General features: G+C 36.6%; 19 protein-coding genes, 2 tRNA genes and 1 pseudogene. 13 read left to right on the forward strand and 9 right to left on the reverse strand.

Going from position 1 to position 17,388, the window contains the following annotated elements; translation table 11 throughout:
* The 3 genes and pseudogenes from BMW64_RS13275 to BMW64_RS13285 all read left to right on the forward strand — a co-directional run.
* Positions 1 to 315, forward strand: a 315-nt coding sequence (locus BMW64_RS13275; protein WP_228400922.1) for an RteC domain-containing protein, incomplete at its 5' end; no start/stop codon positions are given.
* Positions 303 to 799 (forward strand): annotated as a pseudogene (locus BMW64_RS13280) (ATP-binding cassette domain-containing protein); the annotation flags it as partial. The gene BMW64_RS13275 and the pseudogene BMW64_RS13280, both read left to right, overlap by 13 nt.
* A complete protein-coding gene (locus tag BMW64_RS13285) occupies positions 789 to 2,093 on the forward strand; it encodes an HlyD family secretion protein (protein WP_090000447.1) in 1,305 nt (434 codons plus the stop codon). The pseudogene BMW64_RS13280 and the gene BMW64_RS13285, both read left to right, overlap by 11 nt.
* A gap of 168 nt (positions 2,094 to 2,261) precedes the next feature.
* Here the strand turns inward: BMW64_RS13285 and BMW64_RS13290 are convergent, their stop codons facing one another.
* From BMW64_RS13290 to BMW64_RS13305, 4 genes are all read right to left on the reverse strand, one after another.
* Positions 2,262 to 3,497, reverse strand: a complete 1,236-nt coding sequence (locus tag BMW64_RS13290; protein ID WP_090000448.1) for a site-specific integrase — start codon at positions 3,495 to 3,497, stop codon at positions 2,262 to 2,264.
* 369 nt (positions 3,498 to 3,866) lie between these two features.
* A tRNA-Val gene (locus tag BMW64_RS13295) sits at positions 3,867 to 3,941 on the reverse strand.
* A 32-nt stretch (positions 3,942 to 3,973) separates the two neighbouring features.
* A tRNA-Val gene (locus tag BMW64_RS13300) sits at positions 3,974 to 4,048 on the reverse strand.
* Between the two features lie 44 nt (positions 4,049 to 4,092).
* Positions 4,093 to 5,337 (reverse strand): bifunctional folylpolyglutamate synthase/dihydrofolate synthase, encoded by a 1,245-nt coding sequence (locus tag BMW64_RS13305; RefSeq protein WP_090000449.1) that lies wholly within the window; start codon positions 5,335 to 5,337, stop codon positions 4,093 to 4,095.
* A 98-nt stretch (positions 5,338 to 5,435) separates the two neighbouring features.
* On the opposite strand from BMW64_RS13305, the gene BMW64_RS13310 reads away from it, so the two are divergent.
* From BMW64_RS13310 to BMW64_RS13330, 5 genes are read left to right on the forward strand one after another with little or no spacing between them, the layout of a single operon-like run.
* The gene (locus BMW64_RS13310) at positions 5,436 to 6,758 is read left to right on the forward strand and encodes a TolC family protein (protein WP_090000450.1); all 1,323 of its coding nucleotides are present in this window, start codon (positions 5,436 to 5,438) and stop codon (positions 6,756 to 6,758) included.
* Position 6,759: 1 nt separating this feature from the next.
* Positions 6,760 to 7,350 carry a SprT-like domain-containing protein gene (locus BMW64_RS13315; RefSeq protein WP_090000451.1) on the forward strand — a complete coding sequence of 197 codons (591 nt, stop codon included), beginning with the start codon at positions 6,760 to 6,762 and terminating at the stop codon, positions 7,348 to 7,350.
* A 2-nt stretch (positions 7,351 to 7,352) separates the two neighbouring features.
* On the forward strand, positions 7,353 to 8,435 hold the full coding sequence (locus BMW64_RS13320) for a mannose-1-phosphate guanylyltransferase (protein ID WP_228400923.1): 1,083 nt from the start codon (positions 7,353 to 7,355) through the stop codon (positions 8,433 to 8,435).
* Positions 8,436 to 8,467: 32 nt separating this feature from the next.
* Positions 8,468 to 9,142, forward strand: coding sequence for a hypothetical protein (locus tag BMW64_RS13325; RefSeq protein WP_090000453.1), 675 nt, complete (start codon positions 8,468 to 8,470; stop codon positions 9,140 to 9,142).
* Positions 9,102 to 9,647 (forward strand): GNAT family N-acetyltransferase, encoded by a 546-nt coding sequence (locus BMW64_RS13330; protein ID WP_090000454.1) that lies wholly within the window; start codon positions 9,102 to 9,104, stop codon positions 9,645 to 9,647. The genes BMW64_RS13325 and BMW64_RS13330 overlap by 41 nt, the downstream gene beginning before the upstream one ends.
* 83 nt (positions 9,648 to 9,730) lie before the next feature.
* Here the strand turns inward: BMW64_RS13330 and bcp are convergent, their stop codons facing one another.
* On the reverse strand, positions 9,731 to 10,180 hold the full coding sequence (bcp, locus tag BMW64_RS13335; protein ID WP_090000455.1) for a thioredoxin-dependent thiol peroxidase: 450 nt from the start codon (positions 10,178 to 10,180) through the stop codon (positions 9,731 to 9,733).
* A 32-nt stretch (positions 10,181 to 10,212) separates the two neighbouring features.
* On the opposite strand from bcp, the gene BMW64_RS13340 reads away from it, so the two are divergent.
* Positions 10,213 to 10,833, forward strand: coding sequence for an endonuclease III domain-containing protein (locus BMW64_RS13340; protein ID WP_090000456.1), 621 nt, complete (start codon positions 10,213 to 10,215; stop codon positions 10,831 to 10,833).
* Positions 10,834 to 10,912: 79 nt separating this feature from the next.
* Here BMW64_RS13340 and BMW64_RS13345 read toward each other — a convergent pair whose 3' ends face one another.
* The 3 genes from BMW64_RS13345 to BMW64_RS13355 all read right to left on the reverse strand — a co-directional run bounded on the left by BMW64_RS13345 (position 10,913) and on the right by BMW64_RS13355 (position 14,007).
* Positions 10,913 to 11,359: a DinB family protein gene (locus BMW64_RS13345; protein WP_090000457.1), complete on the reverse strand. Its 447-nt coding sequence runs from the start codon at positions 11,357 to 11,359 to the stop codon at positions 10,913 to 10,915.
* A gap of 80 nt (positions 11,360 to 11,439) precedes the next feature.
* The gene (locus BMW64_RS13350; RefSeq protein ID WP_090000458.1) at positions 11,440 to 11,829 is read right to left on the reverse strand and encodes a DUF1398 domain-containing protein; all 390 of its coding nucleotides are present in this window, start codon (positions 11,827 to 11,829) and stop codon (positions 11,440 to 11,442) included.
* A 381-nt stretch (positions 11,830 to 12,210) separates the two neighbouring features.
* The gene (locus BMW64_RS13355) at positions 12,211 to 14,007 is read right to left on the reverse strand and encodes a DUF885 domain-containing protein (RefSeq protein ID WP_090000459.1); all 1,797 of its coding nucleotides are present in this window, start codon (positions 14,005 to 14,007) and stop codon (positions 12,211 to 12,213) included.
* Between the two features lie 252 nt (positions 14,008 to 14,259).
* On the opposite strand from BMW64_RS13355, the gene BMW64_RS13360 reads away from it, so the two are divergent.
* From BMW64_RS13360 to BMW64_RS13375, 4 genes are all read left to right on the forward strand, one after another.
* On the forward strand, positions 14,260 to 14,721 hold the full coding sequence (locus BMW64_RS13360; RefSeq protein WP_090000460.1) for a hypothetical protein: 462 nt from the start codon (positions 14,260 to 14,262) through the stop codon (positions 14,719 to 14,721).
* A gap of 178 nt (positions 14,722 to 14,899) precedes the next feature.
* On the forward strand, positions 14,900 to 15,604 hold the full coding sequence (locus BMW64_RS13365; RefSeq protein ID WP_090000461.1) for a MotA/TolQ/ExbB proton channel family protein: 705 nt from the start codon (positions 14,900 to 14,902) through the stop codon (positions 15,602 to 15,604).
* 57 nt (positions 15,605 to 15,661) lie between these two features.
* Positions 15,662 to 16,060, forward strand: coding sequence for an ExbD/TolR family protein (locus tag BMW64_RS13370; RefSeq protein ID WP_090000462.1), 399 nt, complete (start codon positions 15,662 to 15,664; stop codon positions 16,058 to 16,060).
* Between the two features lie 34 nt (positions 16,061 to 16,094).
* Complete coding sequence (locus BMW64_RS13375; RefSeq protein ID WP_090000718.1) at positions 16,095 to 16,976, forward strand: ferric siderophore ABC transporter substrate-binding protein; 882 nt, start codon at positions 16,095 to 16,097, stop codon at positions 16,974 to 16,976.
* Positions 16,977 to 16,990: 14 nt separating this feature from the next.
* On the opposite strand, the gene BMW64_RS13380 is transcribed toward BMW64_RS13375, so the two are convergent.
* Entirely contained in the window at positions 16,991 to 17,383 is a 393-nt protein-coding gene (locus BMW64_RS13380) for a hypothetical protein (RefSeq protein ID WP_090000463.1), read from the reverse strand.
* Between the last annotated feature and the right edge of the window lie 5 nt (positions 17,384 to 17,388).

The following is a 17,388-nucleotide window of genomic DNA, read 5'->3' on the forward strand; positions in this document are numbered from 1 at the left end:
TTAGACACATTTTATTTTGAAGCAGACCATCGTTTTTCTACTTCACACGATTATAAGGTTGCCAAGATTATTGCCAATGACCTGATACAAGTTTATTTGGAAGACAGGCTCAATAACATCAATGTGAAAAGGGGTTCGGACAATTCATTGAAATGGACGGCAAGCAAAACAGCACTTACGGAACTCATATATGCACTGTACTCCCACGGTGTATTTAACAATGGGAATACAGATATAAAATTGATTGCTAAAGCATTTGAAGATGCCTTTAATATTGAGTTAGGTGATTTTTACCACACGTTTGCGGTGTTGTAATGCAGGACGGTTATATCTTCAATGATACCATTGCCAATAATATTGCAGTAGGAGAAGATTATGTTGATAAAAAGAAACTACGTCAGGCAGTGGAAATCGCAAACATCAAAGATTTTGTAGAAGGTTTGCCACTAAGCTACAATACTAAGATCGGGAATGAAGGTGTCGGGATTTCCGGTGGACAAAGACAAGGATTGTTTATTGCCAGGGCCGTTTATAAATCTCCACAATATATCTTCTTCGATGAGGACACTTCTGCTTGGATGCCAATAACGAAAAAGTGATTATGGAAAATCTGGAACAATTCTTCAAAGGAAAAACCGCAGTCGTTATAGCCCATCGTTTATCGACCGTAAAACACGCCGATAAAATCATTGTATTAGATAAAGGAAAAGTGGTAGAAGAAGGCAGTCATAATGAGTTAGTAGCCAGCAAAGGCGAATATTACAGACTCCTTAAAAATCAATTGGAACTTGGAAACTAAAAAAGACATATTAGATAATCTGGAACTTTGGAGTGAGAACGTTCAGGATATTTTAACGCAACCACCGCATTGGATGATCCGATGGGGAAATTCTGTTATTTTCATTATTCTCATCATGATTTTGGTAATGAGCTGGTTTATCAAATACCCGGAATTTATTCCCGCACCCATTATAGTGACCTCGCAAAACCCGCCGGAGAAAATCGAAGCAAGAATCAGTTCCAGAATTGAGAAGATCCTGATTAAAGATCATCAAAGTGTAAAGAAAAACGATGTACTGATGATTTTGCAGTCTACAGCCAATTATGATGATGTTCTGAAACTCAGAACATTAATGGATTCGATAACGCCAAGCCGATTATTTTCTTTTCCGATCAATCTGACGTCGAACTTTAGATTAGGTGAGCTTCAGAGTGATTATAATAATTTTGCCAAAGCCTTTCAGGATGAAAAACTATTTTCAAGATTACAGCCTTACTCTCCAGATAATCTTGCAGCTAGCGAAGGATTGTCTGAATACAGCGGTAGGATCGCGACTTTAAAGCAGCAGTTAAATCTTGAAAACGCCAAGTTTGACTTAAGTAAAAAAAATTTCAGTCGTTCCCAGTCTTTATTTGACCAAGGAGTCATTTCAAAAATGGAACTGGAAAATGAAAAAATAAAATACCTTCAAGCGGAACAGAATCTTAAAACAATCCATATTTCACTTTCGCAATTGCAGGAAGGGATTTCCAATCTCCAAAAAACGAAAAGCAGTGCCAATATCAATTCCGAAAAAGATAAAATCAATTATTCTTCCCAAACCTTGCAGCTTTTTGAGCAGCTGAGAAAATCTCTGAAGCAATGGGAGCAAAATTATTTGGTTATTTCTTCTACGAATGGTGTTACAAGTTTTCAGCAATTCTTCGGAGAGAATCAATTCGTGAAATCCGGCGATGCGATTCTGACAATATTGCCAACCGATAAAATGGCTGTTGTTGGCAGAATGCAGGTTCCATCCACCAACTCGGGGAAAATTATTCCGGGAGAAAAAGTGTTGATAAAGCTGGACAACTATCGTTATCAGGAATACGGAATTGTAGAAGGAAGAGTTCAGAACATTTCACTATCTCCGGATGAAAAAGGGAATTATTATGTTGATGTAATTCTTCCAAGAGGTCTTAAAACATTATACAACAAAAATCTTTCTTTCGATAAAGAGCTAAAAGGCAATGCTGAAATTGTAACTGAAGATTTACGGCTGATTGAACGTTTTTTCTATCAGATCAGAAAGCTGTTGAAGTTTCAGTCGTAAGGATATAGTTTAATAGTTGAATCTTTGGTTTATAATTTGGTATTGAAAAGTTAAGATTAGCAAATTCTATGCGTAAATTTATTTTCTAACAATTCAGTAAAAAGGTTTTGCATTACTGGACGACAATGTCAAGATAAGAAAATGCTATGCAGAGTACAGAAACTTAGTCTATATTTCCATTTTTCCCTTGTTTTTAAAAACCATTTTTAGATTAGACATATCTTCACTTACCTTCTGATCTAAAATCTTAGCGTAATGTTGAGTGGTCTTAATATTCTTATGACCAAGCATTTTGCTTACACTTTCGATGGGAACCCCGTTTGATAAAGTAATAGTGGTAGCGGATGTATGACGTGCAATATGGTATGTCAATTCTTTGTCAATCTCGCATAGATCAGCAATCTCTTTGAGATAGCAATTCATTTTTTGATTGCTAAGGATAGGAAGTAATTTACCATTATTTAGGCAGGTAGGATGATTTCGGTATTTTTTTATTATTTCTTCAGCCTGTGGGAGTAATGGAATATTAGATGCCGTTTTGGTTTTTTGCCGGTTTGTGAAAATCCATTTGTTGCCGTCCAGCCCGACCCTGATATTTTTGTGGGTCAAGTTCTGGGTATCTATATAAGCTAACCCAGTAAAACAGCTGAATAAAAATATGTACCGCACTTGAGAGAGACGCTCATTTTTAAAGTCTTTATTAAAAAGCTTTTCAATTTCCTCTTCAGTTAGAAAGGTTCTTGTGACTTCATCAAATGAAGACTTATAATTCAAGAACGGGTCTTTTGTGATCCAGCCATTAGCAATACAGTTTCTGATAATTTTTCCAAAATTCTTTTTAACATATTTAACCGCGGTATTATTGCTACAAGATTTTTCTGTTCTTAAGTAAAATTCAAAATCGTTTAGAAATGCTAGATCTATTTTTAAAATATCAATGTCTGTTGTATTATATTTCCATTTCAGAAATTGCTGGGTATGTTGCAAAGTTATGTTATAACGTTCAAGAGTTCCTTGCGCAAATTCCTGTCCTATAAGCTTCTTCATTCGATTATTATGGTCATTAAATATGGGAATTAATGTTCTTTTGCAATCATCTTTCCCAATTAGTTTATTTTTTAAAGCCTCACAAGTTGGAGTTTCTTTGTCCCTGATCATTTGATGGTAGGTGTCATAGACCTTCTGTTCAAGAGATTTCAGATAGAAGTTTATCGATCTGCTTTCTTCCGAAGAACCAGCAACTTTTTGTGATTGGGAATTCCACCTTGTAGGTAGTATATGGCGTTTCGTGGATATCTCGCAAATTTTGCCGTCAATCGTAATTCTCATATAGATTGGAGATTGACCCTCTGAATTTGTTTTGGACTTTTTCACATAGAAAAGTAAGTTGAATGTCTTGTTCATTTTGCCTTTTATTTTAGAGTTTAAAATTAATCTTGAGCCTAACCTCGTACAAGATATTCACTTTCTAAACTGGCTTGTACAAAGGATTTCTTTCAAATTCTAGTGACCTATTTGATCTAAATATATTAGGTCACTGAAGAGGTCACTAAAAGGATCGCTATTAGTGCTACTAAAATTTTTGATTGGTGCCAATAATCGGGACAGCGTAATCAAATTTTCTAGTGACCTGTTAAGGCTCATTTAAACAGGTCAACGAATAGGTCACTTTCAGATTGTTAAATTTTAACGCTTTTTGAACAGACATAAAAACAAAAAATGCCGTAAAACCTATGTTTTACAGCATTTTGAACTATTTTGTTTTAATAGTTGTGGGTCCTGAGGGATTCGAACCCCCGACCCTCTGGGTGTAAACCAGATGCTCTGAACCAACTGAGCTAAGAACCCGAATTTTTTTGAAAGGTTTCGTTCCTTTTCTGTGGGTCCTGAGGGATTCGAACCCCCGACCCTCTGGGTGTAAACCAGATGCTCTGAACCAACTGAGCTAAGAACCCTCTTTATCGTTGTTTCCTCGATTAGAGTGGTGCAAATATACGACTTATTCGGAAATCTCCAAATTTTTTTCTAAAAATTCTCCGACAACAAAATTACTTCCACCGATAAAAATCATTTCTTCTTTTGTACATTTCTCTTTTGCAGACAGATAGGCTTTCTGTACAGAATCGAAAATTTTATAAGAAATTTTTGCTTCCTTCAGCAGATCTTCATACTCTTGAGGGGGTCTGCCCCGTTGAATAGACGGTTTTGCAAAATAAAATTCAGCATCTTCCGGTAAAATTTTAATGACGTCATCTATTTTCTTGTCATTCACAAAACCTAAAATAATATGTTTATGCTTATTGATGGAATTTAATTGTGCAAAAACATATTCCAGGCCGGCCTGGTTGTGTGCGGTATCACAAATGGTAAGCGGACTTTGAGAAAACTCAAACCAGCGGCCGATAAAACCGGTATTGCGATGAACATTTAAAAGACCTTTTTCAATATTCTCGTCGGAAATATTGAAATTCAATTTTCGTAATTCTTCAATTAATGCTGAAACAACACGGATATTTTTCTCCTGATAATTTCCTTTTAAATCAGATTTTAAATCAGATTTTATTAAAGTTGCATCAATAAAGTTGGTATTTTCTTTTTCGGCTTTATTTTTAATGATGTTTTTTACGACCTCATTTTCATCTCCGGAGATAATGGGAACGTTGGTTTTTATAATTCCTGCCTTTTCGCCTGCAATTTCTTCAATGGTATTCCCCAAAATATTCTGATGATCGAGTTGAACATTGGTGATCGCCGAAACTAAAGGATTAATGATATTTGTTGAGTCTAATCTGCCACCTAAACCAACTTCAATGATCGCAATATCCACCTGTTGCTGATAAAAATATTCGAACGCCATGATGGTGGTAAATTCAAAAAAAGAGGGCCTTATCTCTTCAGGCAGGTTTTTCAGCTTTTGAATAAACTGAAAGACAAATTCTTTATTGCAGTTTTTACCGTTAATTTTGATACGTTCCGTAAAATCAATAAGATGCGGTGAATTATAGATCCCGACTTTATATCCCGACTCCTGTAGAACGGAAGCCAGCATGTTGCTCGTAGATCCTTTTCCGTTGGTTCCTCCTATATGTACGGATTTTATTTTTTCCTGAGGATTGCCGAAGAAATCACAAAGCTTTCTGATGTTATCTAATCCTGGTTTGTATGCTTTCTGTCCGTCGATCTGATAATTCGGAGCCTGTACGAATAGCCATTCGACAGCTTCCTGATATTGTGCAGTTGTCATAATGCAAAATTCTCAAAAGTTTCAGAAATATGAAACAATAATTTTTTCAAGTTGTAACTTTTTTATATTTGGTTCGTCTAATAGGAAAAATCGTAATTATGAAAAGAGTTTTGACTATTATTTTGGGATTATCTTGTCTGGCTGTCAGTGCCCAGAAGAAGTGGTCTTTGAGAGAATGTGTGGATTACGCGACTAAACATAATCTTCAGGTGATCCAAAATGAATATTCAAAACAAATGCAGGATCTCAATCTGAAAATTGCGAAGAGAAACTATCTTCCATCCGTATCTGCAAATGTAGGAAACAGTGTGAGCTTCGGACAGGGATCATTAGGAGCGGGAAGTTATAGAAACGACAGATTCAATAACAGTGTCAGCCTTGGGGCGGATATGTTGGTTTACAACAACGGAAGACTTGAAAAAACCGTTAGAAAAACGGAATTTGATGTAGAAGCAAGTCAATATGATATAGAAACGATTAAGAATGATATCTCTCTTCAGATCGCTCAGCAATATCTGACAACTTTACTGAATAAGGAAATTGTAAAAATTTCACAGGCAGCAGTTGAAAATGCTCAGAAACAATATGACAGATCAAAAATTACGACAGAAGTAGGAACTACGGCTCAAACCGTTTTAGCAGAGGCAGAAGCCGGACTTGCAAGAGAAAAGCAGAATCTGAAAACAGCCGAAATCAACGTAGGAAGAAGTCTTTTTGCACTCGCTCAATTGCTTCAGCTTCAGGAGTATAAAGATTTTGATGTGGAAGATGTTAATGTACCGGATCAGCTTGCTCCACAGTTGAAATCTGTTGATGAGGTTTTAACAACGGCTTACGAAACCCAACCGCAGATAAAAGCAGCTGAAAGCAGGATAAGATCTGCCGAAGCACAGACTGAAGTTAATAAAACTGCGTTTTGGCCTACATTAACAGCTAGCGCTGGTCTTAACACTTTCTACAATAAGCAATTTAATGAGCTGCCAGGTGTTGTACAGGGAACTTTTTTTAATCAATATAGCGATCAGTTTGGACAGAATGTGGGACTTTCACTAAATATTCCTATTTTCAATAAAGGCATTACGAAACTTCAGGTAGAGCAATCAAAACTGAATGAAAGTATTGCTAAAGTCAACATGCAGCAACAGAAACAGGCTGTTCGTGAAAATGTTCAGAAAGCTCAGTTTGATGTAGATGCAAACTATGAAATTTATTTATCAGCAGTTCAGACCGAGAAAAGCACAAAGCTCGCGCTTGATTTTGCAGATAAAAGCTATGCCGCAGGAAGATCTACGATCTATGATGTAAACATTGCAAGAAACAATTACGCCAATGCGCAGGGAACGGTAGCGCAGGCAAAATATAATTATCTTTTCAGTCTTAAATTGTTGAATTTCTATTCAGGAATTCCACTAAGTTTGTAAAATGTCTATTCAATCATTAGAAAAATATTTACCACCGCATACACTTCAATATTTAAAAATCTGGTTTGCAGGTTATTATATTCATATAAAAATTACAAGAAACAGAGATTCAAAATTGGGAGATTACCGCAAACTGCCGGATAATTCCCATGAGATTACCATAAATTCTACTCTTGTTCCACAGCTTTTCTTTTTTGTACTTACCCACGAGTTGGCCCATCTTATTGCCTTTGAAAAGTATGGAAGAAGAATTTCTCCGCACGGCAATGAATGGAAAGAAACTTTCCGGCAAATGCTCCTGCAAAGTATTAATGTATATGAAGAAGATTTAAAGCCGATCATTATAAAGTTTTCAAAATCACCTAAAGCCAATTTCATGGCAAGCCCTGACCTTGTTAAATATTTTCATATTGAAAAACAGGATGATAGTCTTGTATTTATTGAAAAACTGAAAAAAGGAGATTTCTTTATTTACCGCAATGAAAAGTATTTATTGGAAGGTCTTATTAAAAAAAACTATCTTTGTAAGAACCTGGCTACAGGAAGGAAGTACTCTTTCAAGCCTTTGGCAAGGGTAGAAAAATGCACTTAATAATGTCAAAATCAAATAGATATTGCGTGATTATGGCGGGAGGAATCGGAAGCAGATTCTGGCCTTTGAGTACGCAGAAATTTCCGAAACAATTCCAGGATATTTTAGGAGTCGGGCGCACGATGATCCAGCAAACCTATGACCGGATCAGTAAAATCATTCCTGATGAAAATATATTTGTCATTACCAATACAGAATATGTCGAGCTTTCTCATCAGCAGTTACCGGAAATTCCGCAGGAGAATATTGTGGGTGAACCGTTGCTGAAAAACACCGCTCCCTGTAATCTTTATATGGCTAATAAAATTGCCGGAATTGATCCTGATGCTACGATGATCGTTTTGCCGGCAGATCACCTCATTTTGAAAGAAGAAATTTTCCTTCAAAAAGTGGAATTGGCTTTTGATATTGCTGCTAAAAATGAATATCTTGTTACGTTAGGAATTACGCCCACGAGACCAGACACGGGATACGGATATATTCAGTTTGTAGATAAGCATGATTCTGACTATTATAAAGTAAAAACTTTTACAGAGAAACCAATGCTGGAACTTGCAAAAAGCTTTCTGGAAAGTGGAGACTTTTTATGGAATGCCGGAATTTTTATCTGGAATGTAAAATCGATTCATCATGCTTTCGAAAAGTACCTTCCTGAAATGACCCAGCATTTTATGGCCTGTGAGTACAATGCGGAAAGTGAAAAAAGCTGTATTGAACAGATTTATCCCAAAGTGCAAAAAATTTCGATTGACAACGGAATTTTAGAAAAAGCAAAAAATGTTTACGTAATTCCTGCAGACCTCGGCTGGAGCGATCTTGGGACATGGACTTCAGTTTATGAAAATGCTGAAAAAGACGAAAACAGGAATGCAACCAAACAAAAGCATATTTTAACATACAATTCGGAAGGCAATATCATCAACATCAAAAACACGAATAAAGCGGTTATTATTGATTCTTTGAAAGATTTTATTGTTGTAGATACGGACAAAGTGTTGCTTATATGCCCGAAAGAACATGACCAGTTGATAAAGGATTATGTGCTTGATCTTAAAAACTTCAAAAAAGGAGACAAATTCATATAAAATAATCATGAGGCATCTGCGTTCTTTTAAATATGATAAGATTTAGAGACCAATTCAATATATTTATTTTTGTTTTATCCGGAATATTTTTACATGCTCAGGAGAAAAAGCAGTTTCCTGGTATTTCTACGATTTTAAGCAAAATAAATCCGGATACTAAAACAGATTCCTGGATTTTGGTTCATAAAAGCTATGGAAAAGATAACATTCTCAGAGAAGCCGGTGCTAAAAAAGAATATGAATCCCAGTCCTCAGGATTTAATATCGGGATTGCTGAAGAAGATGAATTCTACTATATTGTTGACTTTTCATCCGGAAAACCGGAATATATTACTGATCTGAATGCGCTTAGAAAGTTTGTAGGAAAAGTAGATAATATTCAGGATGCAGCAGTTTTTGCATCGACTGAGGGATACATTATCGATGAAGAATTCAGAGATCTGGCAGCAAATTATTATGAAGATAAATCCAATTATTACCTTGATCTTGGAAAGCTGACCTCAAAAGAATGTCCTTATCAGAAAAAACATTTTACCTTAACAATTGGTAAATCAGCGGAAAGTATTTCAAATGTTAAAGATAACGGAGCATATATTGAACTTTACAATAAGAAATGCACCAACAATCCAAGGCTTTTAAAACTTGAACAAAAAGAAGAACAAAAAGATGAGCCTAAAAAATCAAGAAAACCTGCAAAACGCAGATAAATTTTACGAAACAGAACGGCTGATTCTTCGTCCGATGAACGTAGAAGACGCTGAATTTATTTTTGAACTTTATAACAGTCCGAAATTCATTCAGTATATTGGTGATCGCGGAATAAAAACGGTTTCAGATGCTGAAGATTATATTAAAAACAGATTTCTTCCGCAATTTAAAAGGCTGGGCTATGGTAATTATCTGATGATGACGAAAGAAGGAAACCATAAAATTGGCGGCGTGGGAATATTTGAAAGAGACGGACTCGATATTGTCGATATCGGCTTTTCTCTTCTTAATAAATTTGAAGGAAAAGGATACGCTTACGAAGCTGCTTTAAAGATAAAATCGGTCGGAATGAATGATTTTGGTCTAAAGAAAATCTCAGCGATTACTACCAAGAATAACTTTTCTTCTCAAAAGTTAATTGAAAAGCTAGGATTAAAATTCCAGAAATTTGTTACCATTCCGGGAGATTCGGAGGAATTGATGTATTATGAAACTCCGGATTAAAGACGAATCTCACAAATGTTTTCACCAAGGAACACAAGTGTTTGAGAAATTAGTGAAAAACATTTGAGCAATTTGTGTTTGGCTTATCCTTCCAAAATCTGTTCAGCAGCCGTTTTTGAAGTTACCTTCTCAATCACTCGTTCGCAGATTCCTTTCTCATCAAATATAAAAGTAGTTCGCACAATTCCCATATAGGTTTTTCCGAATGTCTTCTTCTCCTGCCATACCCCGAATTTTTCTAAAATTTCATGGCTTTCATCCGCAATAAGATCATATGGAAAGGCAAATTTGCTATGAAAATTCTTCTGCTTTTTTACAGAATCACCACTGATTCCCAATAATTGAAATCCTGCTTTCTCCAATTTAGAATAATTGTCACTTAGGTTGCAGGCTTCCACCGTACACGTAGGAGTGTTAGCGTGAGGATAAAAGAAAATTACAAGTTTCTTTCCGATAAGTTTTTCAGAACTTACTGTTTCTCCATCCTGATTTGTTCCTTCAAATTGAGGTAATTTATCTCCAACTTTCAACATAATGATTAATTTTGTCCAAATTTAATGGTTACATGACAAAAAAGCAAAGGGCCAAGCTTGTTCAGACAGAATTAGAAAAATTATATCCTGAAGTTCCTATTCCGCTAGATCATACCGATCCTTATACATTGATGGTCGCTGTAGCGCTTTCTGCTCAGACAACTGATAAAAAGGTGAATCAGGTGACTCCTGAATTGTTCAGAGTAGCAGGAACTCCTGAAAAAATGGCAAAATTGGAAGTGGAAGAGATCAGGGAGCTCATCAAAGAAATAGGATTATCGAATACAAAAGCCAGAAACCTGAAAAGAATGGCCGAATTGCTGCTGGAAAGGCACAATGGAGTAGTACCGCAAACCTACGAAGAACTGGAGGCACTTCCCGGAGTTGGCCATAAAACGGCTTCGGTAGTCATGAGCCAGGGCTTCGGATTTCCTGCTTTTCCGGTCGATACGCACATTCATCGTTTGATGACGCAATGGAAACTTACTTCCGGAAAGAACGTCATAGAAACAGAAAAAGATGCAAAAGCCCTATGGCCGGAAAGCGTCTGGAACAAGCTTCATCTTCAGATTATTTTTTACGGAAGAGAATATTCTCCGGCCCGTGGAAAAGGGGAAAAAGACTTTATCACCAAAATGTTATTTGAAAAATAAATATAGCGGAATAAATTCCCCTCCTCTGGAGGGGTGGCGAAAATTCAAAGAATTTTTGACGGGGTGGCGAAAAAGATAACTATAGATCAAGCAATCTGCGATGATAATTAATCTGTCCCAAATGATAGCTCAAATGCCCATACAAATGAATCAGGAAATATCCTGTAGTCATTTCATAGCCTAGAGGCTCAGACGGATAATTTTTCTGAAGGTCTTCTGTGGATAATCTTTCAAGTGATGAATTTACAATTTCGATAGTTCTCTCGATCTGCTGAATCAATTCGGTTCTCGGAACGTCTTTTAATGAAAATTCAAGTTCTCTGTTTCTTATATAGCCTGAATTTCCAAGTTCAGCACCAATATAATTATTAAGATTTCCGACCAGATGAAGACAAAGGTTTCCGGCAGAATTCGAGATGTTTTTATCGGTTTTCCAGATGGTTTCTTCGTTTTGATACGATTCGATCTCTGTTTTTAATTTATTCAAATCTCTGGTGAAAAGTGATTGTAGGCTTGCTGTCCTCATGATCTTCTTTATGAATTTGAGATAAAATTAAAGAATATTCACAAAAAAAGCCACAAAAACTAATCTGTGGCTTCAATATTTTAATGAGGAATTTCTTCCGTCAGAATTTCATTTCCGGCTTTATCGTAATAAATGCAGGTGAATTTATCCAGATCAACGATCCACTTTTCAATTCCCGTCTCTGCACAGTCTTTACAAAACGTCATGTAATCGGTTTCACCTTTTTGATGACTTTTAAGCTGTTGGACAAACTTTTCTTTATTAGAATCATCAGCAATCGCTAAATCTTCATATTGAGGCTGTGAAGTTGTTGTAAAGCTATTTTCACCGAAATATTCGGTATGGCTGTCTTTGACCCATGTTTCAAAAGATTTTACGCCTAATTCTTTAATTTCTTTAATGTAATTTGGGAAATCTGCTCCTGATTTTACTTTGCGGTGAGCATTTTCAATTTGTTCTAGTGTAAACATTTTTTTTCTTTTTGTATTTAAGTTAAATAAAAGTCTGGCCTGAAAGTAAAACTTTCTGAAAAAAAAGTGTATAAAAATGACTGTTTTTTTACTATCCCTTCGTTAGTTGGAGCGGATGTTCGCAAATCCTCTATTCATCGGCTTTCCTGCTGGTTTTTCTTCTGTTGGTTCCCTGTTGCCGAAAAATTATATGGATAAATCTTCCAATTTATGCTGATAACTTTGGAAAATTATGCGGATAATTTGAACGGTTTATCAGCATTAATTTTTACGAGCCATCAGAATATTCAGAAATCTGAACCTGTAGCAGCTACTTTTTCACTGAGATTTGATTGAAATTTAAACCTTGTGCACCAGTTAAAAAACACATAAATTTTTTCATTATTTCTGTTTCTTCGCCCAAAGTTCCATTTTCCTGTTTAAAACATCTAAAGGAAGACATCCCTGACTTAGAACTTCATCATGAAATTTAGCTAAACTGAATTTGCTTCCCAGTTCATTCTGATATTTATCTCTCAGTTCACGGATTCTTAAAGATCCGATTTTATATCCCAACGCTTGTCCGGGCATTGCCATATAACGTTCAACTTCTGCGGTAGCGCCGGCTTCATCGTAAGAAATATTGCTTAAGAAATATTTGATGGCCTCTTCCCGTGTCATTCTTCCCGTATGCAAACCGGTGTCTACCACCAGTCGCACGGCTCTCAGCATCTGGTCACTTAAGTAACCCATTTTCTGATAAGGATCTGTATACAGACCGAATTCAGGACCTAACGTTTCACAGTAATGTGCCCAGCCTTCACCATATGCCCCAAACCATCCGAATCTCATGAATTTAGGAAGCTTGGTATTTTCCTGTTGAAGAGAAACCTGATAGTGATGCCCCGGAATCGCTTCATGCAGGAAGAGAGATTCCATCCCGGAAGTGACATTGAATTTTGTAGGATCCGGAAGCGGAACATAGAATATTCCCGGCCTCTTTCCATCCGGAGTTCCCTGAATGTATTCTGCACTCGCACTGGCTTCCCTGAATTTTTCTGTCTGCCGGATCTCAAATTTGGTTTTCGGCGTCACGGAGAACATCGTTTTCAGCTTTGGAGTAATTTTAGTTAATATCCCATTAAAAGCATCCAAAACCTCTTTTGATGTTTTATAAGGCATTGCTTTCGGATCTGTTTTTACATAGCTGATAAATTCTTCCAGTGTTCCTGTAAAGCCAACCTGCTGTTTTACTTTTTCCATTTCAGAACGGAGCATAGCGACCTGCTGAAGACCTATTTTATTGATCTCTTGAGGCGTTGTATTAGTAGTTGTCCAGCTTTTTGTATAATACTGATAGATTTCTTTTCCGTTTGGTAAGCTATTGTAGCCATCTGTATCTCTTGCTTTAGGTAAATATTCCTTTTCTAAAAAATCGCCCATTTTGGTATAAGCGGGTATGATTTTCTGTGTAATGGCATCCTTATAAAGTTTAGAAAATCTTTCTTTCTGCTCTTTTGTAAAATCTTTCGGGAATTTTCTGATCGGCCCGTAGAAAATATTCTTTTCTAAATCAGTCGTGGTAATTTCCTCGGCTCTCATTTGCGGGATCATTTTTACAACCAATTTTTTAGGCAAAACCATTTTATTGTTGATGCCTTCACGGAAGTTATCGGTAGCAGCATTCATCCAGTCAGGAAACTTTTCCATTCTTTTGAGCCAGTCGCTGTAATCTTTCTCTGTTTTGAATGGCTGACTTCCTTCTCCGCTTCCATACAAAGGAAAATTCAGCGGAAGCCCGCCAAATTGTGTAAACGGAATATATTCAGGATGATAAGCATAGGCCTGTATTTTATCTTTTAATGTGAAATCCAGCACATCATACACTACTTTATCGTCATCTGAAAGGTTTTTATAATCAACATTTTCAAGCTGTTTCTGCACTGAATTGTAAAAAGCAACTTCCCCTGAAATAAAATCCTTGTCGATATTGATGGGCAGCTGGTCATTGTATCTAAGATCTCCCTGTGACGTAGCATCCAGCGGATAGAGTTTCAGATACTGCTCATAATAATTGGAAGCAATAGAATCCAAATTGGAGGGTGTAACTTTAGTTAAAGGCGAATCAGATTTTTTGCAGGAAGCAAGACTTATGGCCAGGCTCAACCCTACAATACTTTTAGATAAAATGTTTTTCATTTCTCAGAATTCTTTAAAAAACAAATGTAATATTAAAATGATTGATTTTAAGTTAAAATTAAAAAACACTTGGCTTTAAGCAAAATTGCAAAGGGTTTTATTTAAGACATTATAGCTACAGGGGAAAATTAAGTAATTAAATGTGGCAATTTTTAAAAATAATTTTCAAAAAATTTTTCACGTTCAATCTATTTTTTATCTTTGTTGAAAACGTTTAACAATCATATTATTACAGCTCTTTTTTAAGAAAAAATGAAAGGGATTTTAAAAATTTACCATCCGGACGAAACGCTAAAGTACAATATTAGAAACACTTATTGTAAAGCGGTTTACAGCAACCAACAACATTTCTTAGAGGTTGAGATTATTACGGATGACGGTCTGGATCATGTAGATGATGATTCTCTGCAATACAATTTTCCTCAACTTTCACTTGAAGTTTTCGATTTCCCTATCGAATCTGCAGAAATAGAAGGAAAAACAATTACAATCAGTGATTCTGACGAAGATACTTTCACGGAAGTAGATCTTTTCGATGATGAAGAGGCTTTTATCTATGATAATGAACTTCAGTTTGATAAGAATGAAGAGGGAGAGCTGCAGGTAGTATGGAAAGGAACAATTGATGATTTCTATACAGGTTCCGGTACTCCGATTCCTTTCAGGCTGAAATGCGAATTTAAGCAGGATGAAATTGAAGTAGACGAAGATTAATCTTTAACACTTCTCCTTCTGCGGAATTGATATCATGTTTCTTTTCAGATTTTTTTGGAAAGAAATTTGCTGTTGTTGAAAATAACAATTTTTTAAGTTGTTTTAAGCAAATTTTAAGATAGCATTTCATAATATTCCATTACATTTGTCGTTACAACTCTTATAAAAATACACATTAATGCTGATAACGGAACTTACTCAGATTTTATTTGCACAGGTTGCTGCACCTGCAGTCGCGGCAGAAGATTTAGAATTTTCATTTTGGAAAATCATGTTTCACGGGGGAGCCTTTGCTAAAATAGTAATGGTGACCGTACTCCTTTTAGGTGTATTTTCCGTCTATCTCTTCTTCGAAAGGTTTTTCTTTATTAAAAGGCTGACCTCAAAAACAGATGCCAACTTTATGGATAATATTGAAGACTTCATCAAAGAAGGCAAAATAGAATCTGCAATGGATTACTGTAAAAGACAAAATTCACCGGAAGGAAGAATCTTGGAAAAAGGAATATCCAGACTGGGAAGACCGGTATCCGATATCGTAAGCGCGATGGAATCACAGGCCCAGGTTGAGGTGGCCAATATGGAAAAGAACCTGAATCTCTTGGCTGTTGTTCCGAGTATTGCACCAATGCTGGGACTTTTGGGAACGGTAATCGGGATGATCATTGCATTCTTTAATTTATCCCATGCTAGCGGATCTTTCTCTCCTAAAACCTTGTCGGAAGGTATTTATACGGCGCTGGGACAAACGGCTGTTGGTCTTGCAGTGGCAATTCCGGCAAACTTCTTCTACAATTTATTATTGACAAGAATTGATAAATTTGTATTGAAAGCACAGAATATGTCGGGAGAATTTTTAGACCTTATCAACAAACCTTTATAAATCTTCATATGAAACCGAAAGGTTCCGTCTGACCATTAAAAACAAGAAAGTAAACAGATGAAAATTCAGAGAAGAAATAAAGCAAATCCCGAATTCAGTCTCGCAGCGATGACCGATGTTATCCTGTTGATGCTCATATTCTTTATGGTGACATCTTCGGCCGCCAATCAGAGTGCTATTGACGTAAAGCTGCCAAAGACGGGAGCCGTTGATGATAATATTCCGAATCCGCTCACGGTAAGCATTAAACCCGACGGATCATATTTCGTGGATGATAATCCTGTTGATAAAGCTCAGCTTGAGCAGATGATTGTCAATAAACTGACTAACCAGACCAACAAGTCTTTCACCATACGAGCAGACGAAAACACCATGCATAAAGATGTTGTTTTTGTAATGGAAATTGCAGAAAAGCATAAATTTAATATTGCCATTGCAACGGTTAAAGATAAATAACAACTCCGAATCGAGCGGAAAGGATCCATTTAAAATGAGAAGCCACATTATAAGCAGAGAAGAACAAAATAAAGACCGGATAAAAAGCGCATTGCTTTCTATCCTGATTTGGTCTGCGATCTTACTGTTTGTTTTTTTATATAAATTGAAACCGGAACTGGATCAGCAACCGGAAATTGTAACCACCATGCTGGTAAATTTCGGAGACAACAGAAACGGAAACGGGGCAGAAGAGCCCGCAGATCAGCCGGGAAGTTTAGCTGCCGCAACGGAAAATGTTACAGAGCCTGCCGAAGCAGCCGTTCCGGAAACAAAAACAGTTATCAAGCCAGAGCCACAGCCTGAAACACAAAAATCAGAGGCTAAGGATAAAATCATTACCGGAAACAACTCAAAAATAAGTGTCCCGAAGAAAGAGGAATCCAAAGCAGAGACTAAAAAATCTGCAGCGAGCACCAGTGCCACCAAAAATACCAAGAAATCCGGTGCGGTAACTTCCAATTCAAAAACCGGAAACGGGGACGGGAAGGGAACGGCAGCCATCGGAAACCTGATTAAAGGAAGAGGAACGAAAGCCGGAAGCCAGGGAGACGGAAACGGAATTGGAAATGCAGGAGATCCTTTAGGAGGAGACGGTAATGGCGACAGCAAAGTGGGGATCGATAGAAAACTGGTCGGGTTCATCCCCGGAACGATGGGCAGAGGAGGTGCACAACCGGCAAATAACTGTACTGCCAGTGGAACGATTACCATAGCTTATACAGTAGACAAAGCGGGAAATGTAGTTTCCGCAAGAAGATCGGGAGGCACGTCAGATCCGTGCATCACTTCAAATGCTATTTCATGGGTTAAGAAATATGTGAAGGCTGAAAAAGCCAGTGTTTCTTCCACCGGAAGTTATAAGATTACATTTTAAATTACAAAAGCACTTTATTCAAGTGCTTTTTTTATTTCCGAGATTCTGTTGATTACAGGAAGTGCAAAAATACCGCTTGTTTGAAGATAGAGCTCATAGAATGTTTTTGCTTTATCCAGAAAATCATTGTTAGATTCTGTTTTTCCTTTAAAATAAAAGAGATTTCCCAACATTTCATAATAATCTTTGTGATCTCTTTCTTGTCTTTCGTTTACAATTTCGATCAGCTCTTCTTTCGTTTTGGAAGAAATTTCTGTGAAGCTCATCTTGAAAATATCTCTCATTAACGAATCAAAATCCAGTTCTTTTTGCATTAAACTTTCTTCGGGTTTATCCAGGATCAGTTTTTCCAATGCCTGGCTTAACTGACGTATCAGTCTTAACGTAAATTCTTTATCTGTAATCATAGTTT

Origin of the sequence: Chryseobacterium taichungense, assembly GCF_900109935.1 — a bacterium.
GTDB lineage: Bacteria > Bacteroidota > Bacteroidia > Flavobacteriales > Weeksellaceae > Chryseobacterium > Chryseobacterium taichungense.

Coding starts and splice junctions, on each gene's coding strand:
- BMW64_RS13315 (WP_090000451.1), top strand. CDS start 6,760: ATGTCTATTCAATCATTAGAAAAATATTTACCACCGCATACACTTCAA.
- BMW64_RS13380 (WP_090000463.1), bottom strand. CDS start 17,383: ATGATTACAGATAAAGAATTTACGTTAAGACTGATACGTCAGTTAAGC.
- BMW64_RS13360 (WP_090000460.1), top strand. CDS start 14,260: ATGAAAGGGATTTTAAAAATTTACCATCCGGACGAAACGCTAAAGTAC.
- BMW64_RS13370 (WP_090000462.1), top strand. CDS start 15,662: ATGAAAATTCAGAGAAGAAATAAAGCAAATCCCGAATTCAGTCTCGCA.
- BMW64_RS13290 (WP_090000448.1), bottom strand. CDS start 3,497: ATGAACAAGACATTCAACTTACTTTTCTATGTGAAAAAGTCCAAAACA.
- bcp (WP_090000455.1), bottom strand. CDS start 10,180: ATGTTGAAAGTTGGAGATAAATTACCTCAATTTGAAGGAACAAATCAG.
- BMW64_RS13355 (WP_090000459.1), bottom strand. CDS start 14,007: ATGAAAAACATTTTATCTAAAAGTATTGTAGGGTTGAGCCTGGCCATA.
- BMW64_RS13345 (WP_090000457.1), bottom strand. CDS start 11,359: ATGAGGACAGCAAGCCTACAATCACTTTTCACCAGAGATTTGAATAAA.
- BMW64_RS13330 (WP_090000454.1), top strand. CDS start 9,102: ATGAGCCTAAAAAATCAAGAAAACCTGCAAAACGCAGATAAATTTTAC.
- BMW64_RS13325 (WP_090000453.1), top strand. CDS start 8,468: ATGATAAGATTTAGAGACCAATTCAATATATTTATTTTTGTTTTATCC.
- BMW64_RS13365 (WP_090000461.1), top strand. CDS start 14,900: ATGCTGATAACGGAACTTACTCAGATTTTATTTGCACAGGTTGCTGCA.
- BMW64_RS13320 (WP_228400923.1), top strand. CDS start 7,353: ATGTCAAAATCAAATAGATATTGCGTGATTATGGCGGGAGGAATCGGA.
- BMW64_RS13375 (WP_090000718.1), top strand. CDS start 16,095: ATGAGAAGCCACATTATAAGCAGAGAAGAACAAAATAAAGACCGGATA.
- BMW64_RS13305 (WP_090000449.1), bottom strand. CDS start 5,337: ATGACAACTGCACAATATCAGGAAGCTGTCGAATGGCTATTCGTACAG.
- BMW64_RS13340 (WP_090000456.1), top strand. CDS start 10,213: ATGACAAAAAAGCAAAGGGCCAAGCTTGTTCAGACAGAATTAGAAAAA.
- BMW64_RS13350 (WP_090000458.1), bottom strand. CDS start 11,829: ATGTTTACACTAGAACAAATTGAAAATGCTCACCGCAAAGTAAAATCA.
- BMW64_RS13310 (WP_090000450.1), top strand. CDS start 5,436: ATGAAAAGAGTTTTGACTATTATTTTGGGATTATCTTGTCTGGCTGTC.